This window comes from Deltaproteobacteria bacterium (assembly GCA_016234845.1).
Classification (GTDB): domain Bacteria; phylum Desulfobacterota; class Deferrimicrobia; order Deferrimicrobiales; family Deferrimicrobiaceae; genus JACRNP01.
Genome location: JACRNP010000009.1, coordinates 16,768 through 27,356 on the forward strand (window position 1 = coordinate 16,768; position 10,589 = coordinate 27,356).

General features: G+C 68.9%; 11 protein-coding genes. 9 read left to right on the plus strand and 2 right to left on the minus strand.

Annotated elements, in window-relative coordinates; all coding sequences use genetic code 11:
* Nucleotides 1-10 precede the first annotated feature (10 nt).
* A complete protein-coding gene (locus HZB86_00890; GenBank protein ID MBI5904104.1) occupies nt 11-1,279 on the plus strand; it encodes an adenosylhomocysteinase in 1,269 nt (422 codons plus the stop codon).
* Nucleotides 1,280-1,298: 19 nt separating this feature from the next.
* Here HZB86_00890 and lptG read toward each other — a convergent pair whose 3' ends face one another.
* The gene (gene lptG / locus HZB86_00895) at nt 1,299-2,372 is read right to left on the minus strand and encodes an LPS export ABC transporter permease LptG (GenBank protein ID MBI5904105.1); all 1,074 of its coding nucleotides are present in this window, start codon (nt 2,370-2,372) and stop codon (nt 1,299-1,301) included.
* Nucleotides 2,369-3,502 (minus strand): LptF/LptG family permease, encoded by a 1,134-nt coding sequence (locus HZB86_00900; GenBank protein ID MBI5904106.1) that lies wholly within the window; start codon nt 3,500-3,502, stop codon nt 2,369-2,371. Before HZB86_00900 ends, lptG begins: the two co-directional genes overlap by 4 nt.
* 24 nt (nt 3,503-3,526) lie before the next feature.
* On the opposite strand from HZB86_00900, the gene HZB86_00905 reads away from it, so the two are divergent.
* From HZB86_00905 to rpmE, 8 genes are all read left to right on the plus strand, one after another.
* Complete coding sequence (locus tag HZB86_00905) at nt 3,527-4,504, plus strand: bifunctional riboflavin kinase/FAD synthetase (GenBank protein ID MBI5904107.1); 978 nt, start codon at nt 3,527-3,529, stop codon at nt 4,502-4,504.
* The gene (locus HZB86_00910; protein MBI5904108.1) at nt 4,501-5,898 is read left to right on the plus strand and encodes a Do family serine endopeptidase; all 1,398 of its coding nucleotides are present in this window, start codon (nt 4,501-4,503) and stop codon (nt 5,896-5,898) included. Before HZB86_00905 ends, HZB86_00910 begins: the two co-directional genes overlap by 4 nt.
* Nucleotides 5,899-5,950: 52 nt before the next feature.
* Complete coding sequence (locus HZB86_00915) at nt 5,951-6,217, plus strand: hypothetical protein (GenBank protein ID MBI5904109.1); 267 nt, start codon at nt 5,951-5,953, stop codon at nt 6,215-6,217.
* Nucleotides 6,218-7,189 (plus strand): RluA family pseudouridine synthase, encoded by a 972-nt coding sequence (locus HZB86_00920; GenBank protein MBI5904110.1) that lies wholly within the window; start codon nt 6,218-6,220, stop codon nt 7,187-7,189.
* Nucleotides 7,186-7,920: a polyphenol oxidase family protein gene (locus HZB86_00925; protein ID MBI5904111.1), complete on the plus strand. Its 735-nt coding sequence runs from the start codon at nt 7,186-7,188 to the stop codon at nt 7,918-7,920. Before HZB86_00920 ends, HZB86_00925 begins: the two co-directional genes overlap by 4 nt.
* Before the next feature lie 47 nt (nt 7,921-7,967).
* Nucleotides 7,968-8,954 (plus strand): GGDEF domain-containing protein, encoded by a 987-nt coding sequence (locus tag HZB86_00930; GenBank protein MBI5904112.1) that lies wholly within the window; start codon nt 7,968-7,970, stop codon nt 8,952-8,954.
* Between the two features lie 169 nt (nt 8,955-9,123).
* Complete coding sequence (gene rho, locus HZB86_00935) at nt 9,124-10,371, plus strand: transcription termination factor Rho (protein MBI5904113.1); 1,248 nt, start codon at nt 9,124-9,126, stop codon at nt 10,369-10,371.
* A 24-nt stretch (nt 10,372-10,395) separates the two neighbouring features.
* Nucleotides 10,396-10,589, plus strand: a 194-nt coding sequence (rpmE, locus tag HZB86_00940) for a 50S ribosomal protein L31 (protein MBI5904114.1), incomplete at its 3' end; no start/stop codon positions are given.

Genomic DNA, 10,589 nt, shown 5'->3' on the forward strand with positions numbered 1-10,589 from the left:
GGAGACGACGATGGCCGGCGCGAAGGGATACGACGTCAGGGACCTGAAACTCGCCGCGGCGGGGAGAAACCGCGTCGAGTGGGCGAAGAAGGACATGCCGGTGCTCCGCTCCATCGGGGCACGGTTCGCGAAGGAGAAGCCGCTGAAGGGGGTGCGCATCGCGGCGTGCCTGCACGTGACGACCGAGACGGCGGCGCTCATGCAGGTGCTGGCCGCGGGGGGGGCGATGGTCTCCCTCTGCGCCTCGAACCCGCTCTCCACGCAGGACGAGGCGGCGGCCTCCCTCGTGAAGAACGACGGGATCGCGGTGTACGCCGTCAAGGGGGAGGACCGGAAGACGTATTACCGGCACATCCTCTCCGCGCTCGAGGTGTCGCCCAACATCACGATGGACGACGGCGCGGACCTGGTCTCCATGGTCCACACCGAGCAGAAACGGTACCTTCCCGGGATCATCGGCGGGACGGAGGAGACCACCACCGGGGTGATCCGGCTCTCCGCCATGGGCGAGAAGGGGGTCCTGCGGTACCCCATCATCGCGGTGAACGAGGCGAAGACGAAGCATTTCTTCGACAACCGGTACGGTACCGGGCAGTCGACGATCGACGGGATCCTGCGGGCGACCAACCGGCTGCTGGCGGGGAGCTGCTTCGTCGTGGCCGGCTACGGCTGGTGCGGCCGGGGGCTGTCGATGCGCGCCCGCGGCATGGGCGCCCGCGTGATCGTCACCGAGGTCGATCCGCTGCCGGCGCTCGAGGCGCTGATGGACGGGTTCGAGGTCGCACCGATGTCCGCGGCCGCGGGCGTGGGGGACTTCTTCTGCACGGTGACGGGGAACCTGAACGTCGTCCGGCGGGAGCATTTCGAAAAGATGAAGGACGGCGCGATCGTCTGCAACTCGGGCCACTTCAACGTGGAGATCGACATCCCCGCGCTCGCCCGGATGGCGAAGTCGGTGCGGACCGTGCGCCCCTTCGTCGAGGAGTACCGGATGCGGGACGGCCGGGCGATCCACGTTCTGGGCGAGGGGCGGCTCATCAACCTCGCGGCCGCGGAGGGACACCCCGCGAACGTGATGGACATGAGTTTCGCCAACCAGGCGCTTTCCGCCGAATACATGGCCGGGAACCACGGGAAGCTGTCGAACACGGTCCACGTCGTTCCGGACCCGATCGACCGGGAGATCGCGCGGCTGAAGCTCGCCGCCTCCGGCGTGCGGATCGACCGGCTCACGGCGGAACAGAGGAAATACCTCGCCTCGTGGGAGATGGGGACCTGACGGAGACCCGGCGCGCCGCTCAGCCCCGGGCTCCCCGGAGCAGGAGGGCACCCGTCGCCGCGAAGAGCGCCCCCGGGAGCCACGCGGCCAGGAGGGGCGGCAGCATCCCCTTGCGCCCCAGCGAAAGGGACGCCGACAGGAACACCCAGCAGGCGAACCCCACGAGGAGCCCCAGCCCGATGCTGCGCCACACCCCGCCCGCGCGGGGGGCGCGCAGCGCGAACGGGATCGCCAGCATCGCGATCAGGACGTTCAACAGCGGGTAGGCGATCTTCGCGTGGAGGTCCGTTTCGTACCGCTTCGCCTCGTACCCCTTCCGCTTCAACTCCCGCACGTACCCCGACAGCTGCCCGTACGTCATCTCGTCCGGCGGGGTTTCCCCGCGGAGAAGCCCCTCGATCTTTTCCGGCAGCCGGTACGTCCGGACGGCGAACGGGTCGACCGCCGTCTCGCCGAAGCGCCGCTCCCGCCCGTCGTGCAGCTCCCACGATCCGTCGGGCAAAAGCCGTGCGTCGCGGGCGTCGATCCGGCGCACGGGACGGAATTCCCGGTCGAGCTGGAAATAGAGGAATCCCTGGAGGGAGCGGGACGGGGCGTCCACAAGATTGGCCGAGAGGATCCCCCCCTCGCCCCGGATCCAGTACCGGTTGGCGGAGAACTGCGCCGCGACGGAGCCGGGCCGCACCCGGAGCCGCTCGATCTCCCTGGCGTGGCGCTTCGCGGCGGGGACCACCAGCTCCGCGCTCGCCATGGACAGCGCCGACACGAGCGCGCATCCGATCACGACGGGGAGGCACGCGCGGGAAAGGCTCACCCCCCCCGAAAACATGGCGGTCAGCTCGTTCCCCCGCACCCGAAGCGAGATCACGACGAGGACCGCGAGCAGCGTGCCCACGGGGGACGTCATCACGAACACTCCGGGGAGGATCGACAGGTAGTACCAGCCGATCTCGGCGAATCCCGCCTTGTTGCGGAAGAATTTCTCGGCGTGGTCGACGAAGTCGATCACCAGGAAAAGAACCAGGAAACCCAGGATGCACGCCGCCGCGGCCCGGAGGAACTCGCGGAACATGTACCGGGAGAGGACCTTCATCTCCGGGCCAGCAACGCCCGCAGCGGGGCGGGGAGCTCGAGGTGGCGCATCTCCGACCGCCACAGGATCCATCCGGCCAGGGAGAGCCCGAGCACGTTGGGAGTCCACAGCAGCGCGATCATCCCCGGCTGCGACCGGTTCTCCAGGGCCCCCCCCGCCGCCAGGAACACGTAGTAGGCCAGCACCAGGGCGATCGTGATCCCGAAGGCGGACGATTTCCCCCGGGCCCGCTGCGCCATTCCCAGGGGGATCGCGAGGAGGCCGAAGGAGAGGCAGGAGACCGCCAGCGAGAGGCGCCGGTGGAAGTGGTAGCGGTACGTCGCGCCGCGCTTCGCCCCCCCCGCCTCCCGCACCCTCCGGGAGAGCTCGGGGAGCGTCATCCCCTTCGGGTCGTCTCCCCCGAGGACGGATGGCGTCCCGAGCGGAACCCGGAACTCCATCCGGTCGAAGGAAGCCAGACGGTACAGCCGGTCCGCCGGCTGGTCGCCGTGCACCGTCCCCCCGGAGAGATCGAAGCCGACCGCACCCTCGTCCCCCGCCGGCAGGAACCGCCCCTCCCGGGAGAAGACCAGGAGCGGCTCGTCGCTCCCCGCGCGGAAGGAGAGGAACACCCCCGTCATCCGTTGTCCGTCCGCGGACACCCGGTCCGGGTAGACCAGGACGTCCGGCGTGATCTCCCGGAAGACGTGCTCCGAGGCCCCGGCGCCCGCGCGCTCCGCGACGATCCGCGCCAGGGTGCGCTGCGTCTCCCGGTATCCCCACGGGATTCCCCGCCACGAGACCAGGACGGTCGCGGCGAACGTGATCCCGCACGCGATCAGGACCGGCACGGCGATCCCGCGCATCCCCACGCCCGCGCCGCCCAGGGCGGTGGTCTCCGAATCCGCCGAAAGCCGTCCGAGCGCCAGCAGCACGGCGAGGAGCAGGGAAGCGGGGAGGGTGATCTCGAGGAACGGGGGGAAGAGGGAGAGGAGAAGCCGTCCCACCAGCCGCGCCGGAACCCCGCGCGCGATCACCAGGTCGGCCATCCGGGAGAAGCGGTTCAGCAGGACCACGAGGGTGAAGCTCCCGAGGCCGACCAGGAACGGCCCCGTCATCTCGGCGAGGAGATATTTCCGGGAGATTTTCATCGTGTAGTATCATACTTGATCAAGATGAGATTTTTCGAAGGTTCGCGGGGGTTTCCCGCCGGGACGGAGACCTCCCTGACGATCGGGAACTTCGACGGGGTCCACCTCGGGCACAGGGAGCTTCTCCGGAGGACCGTCGCGCACGCGCGGGATCTCGGCGTCCTGGCCGCCGTCCTGACCTTTTCGCCGCACCCGATCCGTTTCTTCTCCCCGAAGGCTCGATTCTACGAGATCACGAGCACGGCGGAGAAGGCGGAGCGGATGGAGGAGCTGGGCATCGACGCCATGGTGGTCGAGTCGTTCGACGGCGAGATCGGCGGCATGGCGCCGGAGGAGTTCGCCCGGACGGTCGTCCGCGGGCGGATGGGGGCGCGCGTCGTGACGGTGGGATACGATTTCACCTTCGGGAAGGGGCGGACCGGTTCGCCCGCGATGCTTTCGAGCCTGGGGGCCGAGCTCGGGTTCTCCGTGGACGTCGTGCCGCCGCTCCTGCGGGGCGGCGCGATCGTGAGCTCGAGCCGGATCCGGGACCTGCTGCTGGGCGGAAGGGTCCGGGAGGCTTCGGCGCTGCTGCACCGCCCGTACAGGATGTCCGGGAAGGTCGTCCTGGGGGCGTCGCGGGGCCGGAAGCTGGGTTTTCCCACGGCGAACGTCCAGTTCACGCAGGAGCTGGTGCCGCTGCCCGGCGTGTACGTTGTCGACGCCGACGCGGGCGCCGGTCCGGTCCGGGGCGTGGCCAACGTCGGGTTCAACCCGACGTTCGGCGAGAATTCCCTGGGGCTGGAGGTGCACCTGATCGACTTCGACGGGGACCTCTACGGACGGGAGATCACGGTGTGGTTTCACGACCGGATCCGCGACGAGCGGAAGTTCCAGAGCGTGGAGGAGCTGGTGCGCCAGATCGACAAGGACGTGAAGCGCGCGCGGGAGGCCCGGGTTCCGCACCGCGGCGAGATCCGGGAACCGTCGGGGGGACGTCGACGGGGAGCGGGGGGACGTTGAGGGACTTCCGCCCGGTCGCCGCCACGCTCCCGCTTCTCCTGCTCTGCGCGTGCACGGGGCAGCTCCCGGGCGCGGCCCCCGGCGAGGTTTCCTCGCTCCAGCAGTCGTTCGTCTCCGCCGTGGAGCGCGCCGTTCCGGCGGTCGTGAACATACGGACCGTCACCCGGTTCGCCCGGGGAAGCGGAGCGGCCGGACGCCGTCCGGACGGACAGCCTCCGGAGTACCTGATGGACCTGCTCGAGGAGAACGGGGGGTTCCGGGAGAATTCCCTCGGGTCCGGAGTCGTCGTCGGGGAGGACGGCCTGATCGTCACCAACGAGCACGTCATCCGCGACGCGGACGAGATCGTCGTACGCCTGGCCGACCGGAGCGAGTACCGCGCGAAGGTGGTCGGCGCGGACATACGGACCGACGTGGCGGTGCTCCGGATCCAGGCTTCGAGGAAGCTCCCGGTGGCGACGCTCGGGGACTCGTCCCGGCTGAAGGTCGGCGAGTTCGCCATCGCCGTCGGGAACCCGTTCGGGCTCGAGAGCACCGTGACGCTCGGGGTGGTGAGCGCGACCGGGCGCAGCGCCGAACCCGACATGGAAGGGGGCGACGACTTCATCCAGACCGACGCGTCGATCAATCCCGGGAACTCCGGGGGGCCGCTCCTCAACGTCCGGGGGGAGGTGGTGGGGATCAACACGTCGATGGTGAGCGCCGGCCAGGGGATCGGCTTCGCGATCCCCATCAACACGGTGAAGGCGGTGGAACAGACGCTCGCCGCGCACGGGTCGGTGCGCCGGGGGTGGCTCGGCGTCTCCATCCAGCCGCTCTCCCCCGAGCTGGCCGATGCGTTCGGGGTCAAGGGCGAGAAGGGGATCCTCGTGAACCGCGTGGTCCCCGGAAGCCCCGCCGAGAAAGGCGGGGTGCGGACGGGGGACATCCTGGTCTCCTTCGGGAAGGCCCGCCTCTCCGGGGTGAAGGAGTTCCAGAAGCTGGCGGCGGCCGCGGCCCCCGGGGACGCGGTTACGCTGGAAGTCCTTCGGGACGGGAGGAGGGTCCAGGCGTCGGTCACGGTGGGGGAGGCGGAAGGGCAGTCGGAGATCCGCCGTCCGCCGCGCCGCGATCCGGTCGACCCGCTCGGGATGACGGTGGGCGCCGTTCCCCCTAGGATCCTGCGGGAGCTCGAGCTGGGCGGCGGCGTCGAGGTGATGTTCGTGGAAACGGCCAGCCCCGCGTGGGACGGCGGGATCCGGGAGGGGGACATCCTCCTCTCGATGAACCGCGAGGCGGTGCCGAACGTGGAGGCGTACCGGAGGGCGGTGTCGCGCATGCCCAAGGGGGCGGTCGCCTCCGTCCTGGTGTCCCGGGAGGGGGCGCACCTGTTCGTGGCGCTCCGGAACAGATGACCCCGCGGGCCCCCCGGCCCGCGGGAGGGTCGGGGAAAGCGAGGAGGGACCGATGGGAGTGGTGAAGGATCCCGATGTGGCGCGCCGCATCGCGCGCGCGGTGGTCTCGGACATCGCGCTGTACAACGCGAGAAAGGTCGAGGAGGGGATCGAGAACGACACCCTGTTCGACCTCCTGAAGGACGAGATCGAGGAGGGGCGCAGCTACTACATGAGCCGCGTGGACCCCGAGGTCGCCGGGAGCACGAACTTCTTCAACCAGGCGCTGGTGGACGTCCTCGTGAAGCCCGCCGGGCGGATCCCCTCCAAGGTCTGGTAGGTGCCGGGCGTCTCCCCCGGCACGTTCCGGCTGACCGTCCCCGCCGAACGGGCGGGGGAGCGGCTCGACCGGTTCCTGCCGGAGGCCGTCCCCGGGATGTCGCGGGCCCGGGCGCAGCGGCTCATCGAGGAGGGGAACGTCCTGCTGTCGGGCGTCCCCGCCCGCGCCTCGACCCGGCTTTCGGGGCGCGAGTCGATCACCGTCACGATCCCGCCGCCCGTCCCGCTCGACCTCCGGCCGGAGGATATCCCGATCAAGGTGCTCCACGAGGACTCCCACCTGCTCGTGGTCGAGAAGCCCGCCGGCATGGTGGTCCACCCGGCGCCGGGGCACCCGGGGGGAACGATGGTGAACGCCCTGCTCTCCCGCGCCGACGCCCTGTCGGGGATCGGCGGGGTGTCCCGCCCCGGGATCGTCCACCGGCTCGACCGGGACACCTCCGGCATCCTGGCGGTCGCCAAGAGCGACGCCGCGCACGCCGGCCTCTCCGGGCAGCTTTCGTCCCATTCGATGGAGCGGGCGTACCACGGGATCGTCTTCGGCTCGCCGCCCCGCGAGGAAGGGACCGTGACCACCCGGATCGGGAGGCACCCGGTCCACCGGAAGAAGATGGCGGCGCTTCCGTCGGGCGGCCGCCTCGCCGTGACGCACTACCGCCGGGTGGCCGCCTTCGGTCCCTTCTCCCTCGTCGAATTCCGTCTCGAGACCGGGCGGACGCACCAGGTGCGGGTCCACTGCGCGCACCTCCGGTGCCCCATCGTCGGGGACGACGTCTACGGGAAGCCGCGGAAGATCGTCCTCGGACAGGGGGAGCGGGCCCGCGTCGTGACGGTCGCCCGGTTCCTCCTCCACGCGTTCCGCCTGGGATTCGTCCACCCCGTGACCGGCGAGAAGCTCTCCTTCGCCGTTCCCGATCCGCCGGAGTTCGCCGCGTTCCGCGCGGCGGTCGAGGAGGCGTACCCCGGGCGATGAAGCCGCTGCCGCACTTCGTGCAGTCGCCGGCGCTTCGTGCCGCGCGGGGGGTGTATCACGCCTTCCTCGGCGTCGATCCGGTACCCGGCCGCGGAAGATCGGAACGGCTGCCGGAGGTCTTCTCGATCTCCGCGGAATCCGTGGGCACGCTCCGACAGGTCCACTCGGCGGCCGTCCTTCGGTTCGAACCGGGCGACGGGGACGTCCCCGGCGGGCGGAAGCGGGAGGGGGACGCGCTCTGGACGGCGGACCGGGGGACCGGGGTCGGGGTCCACACCGCCGACTGCGTGCCGATCCTGCTGTCCCACCGGGAAATTCCGCTGGCGGTCGCGATCCACGCCGGCTGGCGCGGGCTGGCCGGAGGCATCGCGGCCGGGGCCGTCCGGGCGGTGTCGTCGGCATTCGGCGAAAAGTCGCTTTCCGGGCTGGTCGCCGCCGCGGGTCCTTGCGCCCTGGGGTGCTGCTACGAGGTGGGAGACGAGACCGCGGAGGCGCTCTCTCTCCTGCGCGGGGCGACCGGGGGGATCCGTCCGGGCGCGGGGCCGGGGAAATGGATGGCGGACCTGCGGGCGATCGCGCTTTCCGAACTCGCCGCCGCCGGGGTCCCCGCCGGGCAGGCGGAAGGGGTGGGCCCGTGCACGATCTGCTCGCCGGAATTCCATTCGTACCGGCGCGAAAAATCCTTGACCGGCCGTCAGCTAAGCTTTATCTATATACGGGAAACTTCCTGACCGGAATCCGATCCAACCTCTTCCCATTTCAACGCAAGGATCCGCGCATGAGCGACTTGAAAGGCCGTATCCGGATCGAAGACGAGATCCTCTCCACCCTCGGCAAACGTTTCTCCGAGGAGGAGCAGGCCAACCACCTGATGAGCCTGCTGATGGACAACTACCCGCTCCTGTCCGCCACGGTGCTGGCGGTCGACGAAGGGGGCTCTCCCACCGTGTTCGCCCACCGCGGCCTCTCCGGGAACTTCATCAAGAAGCTGTACGCGGGGAGGGCCCCGAGGATGATCGAGGCCGGGATCGGGGGAGAGATCGTCCTGCCGGGAGGAGACCCGCGGCTTGCGGACCCCGCCTGGCGGTTCGAGCACGAGGCGCGGAGCCTCTACGCCGCGCCGTGCCGGATGCAGGGGGAGACGCTCGGCATGTTCCTGGCCGACTCCGGCGACCCCGCGCTGTTCGACGCGGACACCCGCGCGGCGTTCCTGGCCTGGGCCAACCTGTCGGCGATCTACCTCGCGCTCCGCGCATACCACCACAAGCTCTCGCGCGTCCCCGACGTCGATTCCGTCACCGGACTCCACAACTTCAAGTTCTTCCACGAGGCGCTGCACCAGGAGCTCACCCGCGGGAAGAAGTTCCACTACCCCGTGTCCCTCATGTTCATCAAGGTCCGCCACCTGCGGGAGATGAACGAGGTGTACGGCCACGTCGCGGCCGACAAGGCGCTCGTCGAGCTCGCCCGGGTCGTGAAGGCGGAGCTCCGGGAGCTGGACTACGTCGCCCGCTCCGGATCGATGATCTACATCGTGATGCCCAAGATGACGAAGGAGGAGGCGGGGGTGGTGGCCGAAAAGGTCCTGGCCGCGATGAACGCATCGCCGCTGGGGCGCTGGGAGGTCATGCTGAAGACCGCGATCGGGGTCGCCTCCTATCCCAAGGACGGCGACTCGGAGAGGGTCCTGTTCCCCCACGTCGAGGCGATGGTCCAGGAATCGTCCCGGAAGGGGGACAACGCGGTGTCCGTCTTCAAGGATTGACTCGGGGAGGCCGATGCGGTAGGATCGAGTCTTCTGGACCCGATCATCGAACATCCGGCGAAAACCGCTGCCTCCGGGAGTGCCTTCCGTAAAGTTCATCCACACCGCTAGAAAACGGCGGTTTCCGTTTCCGTTCAACCCACCACCCCATGTTACCGGGAGAACGTGCATGAACCTGAAAGAGCTGAAAGCCATGCGGATCGGCGAGCTGACCGAGATCGCGAAGAAGATGAACGTCGACGGGGCCGCAGGCCTCAAGAAACAGGAGCTCATCTTCGCCATCCTCCAGTCCCAGACGGACCAGGAGGTGATCGTCTCCGGCGAGGGGGTCCTCGAGGTCCTCCCCGACGGGTACGGGTTCCTCCGCGCGCCCGACTCGAACTACCTCCCCGGGCCGGACGACATCTACGTCTCCCCCTCGCAGATCCGCCGCTTCGGCCTTCGCACCGGCGACACGATCAGCGGGCAGATCCGGGCGCCCAAGGGGGACGAGCGGTACTTCGCCCTCCTGAAGGTCGAGAAGATCAACTACGAGGATCCCGAGATCAGCAAGGACAAGATCCTCTTCGACAACCTGACCCCCCTCTACCCGCAGGAAAAGTTCAAGATGGAGTACACGCACGACAACTACTCCACGCGGATCATCGACCTGGTCGCGCCGATCGGCAAGGGGCAGCGCGCGCTGATCACCTCCCCCCCCCGGGCGGGGAAGACGATCATCCTGCAGAACATCGCCAACGCGCTGGCGAAGAACCACCCCGAGGTGGTCCTGATCGTCCTGCTGATCGACGAGCGGCCCGAGGAAGTGACCGACATGCAGCGCAGCGTCAGCGGGGAGGTCATCTCCTCGACCTTCGACGAGCCGGCGCAGCGGCACGTGCAGGTGGCGGAAATGGTGCTCGAGAAGGCGAAACGGCTGGTCGAGCACAAGAAGGACGTCGTCATCCTGCTCGACAGCATCACCCGGCTGGCCCGCGCCTACAACGCGGTCGTCCCGCCCTCGGGGAAGGTCCTCTCGGGCGGCGTCGACGCCAACGCCCTCCAGAAGCCGAAGCGGTTCTTCGGGGCGGCGCGCAACATCGAGGAGGGGGGGTCGCTCACGATCATCGCCACGGCGCTCATCGAGACCGGCAGCCGGATGGACGAAGTGATCTTCGAGGAGTTCAAGGGCACGGGGAACAACGAGCTCGTCCTCGACCGGAAGATCGCCGAGAAGCGGATCTTCCCCGCCATCGACATCAACAAGTCCGGCACCCGGAAGGAGGAGCTGCTCCTCGAGAAGAACCTCCTGCAGCGCGTGTGGATCCTGCGGAAGTTCCTCTCCCCCCTCTCGCCGGCCGAGAGCATGGAGTTCCTGCTGGACAAGATCTCCAAGACCAAGACCAACAAGGAGTTCATCGAGTCGATGAACACCTGAAAAAAGGGAAAGGACAGAGGCCCCATGAAAGAGAACATCCACCCCAAGTACATCCCGTCGACGGTGAAGTGCGCGTGCGGGAACACCTTCCAGACGGTTTCCGCCGTCGAGGAGATCAAGGTGGCCATCTGCTCGAACTGCCACCCGTTCTTCACCGGCAAGCAGAAGCTGATCGACACGGCGGGCCGGATCGAGAAGTTCCAGAAGAAGTACACCAA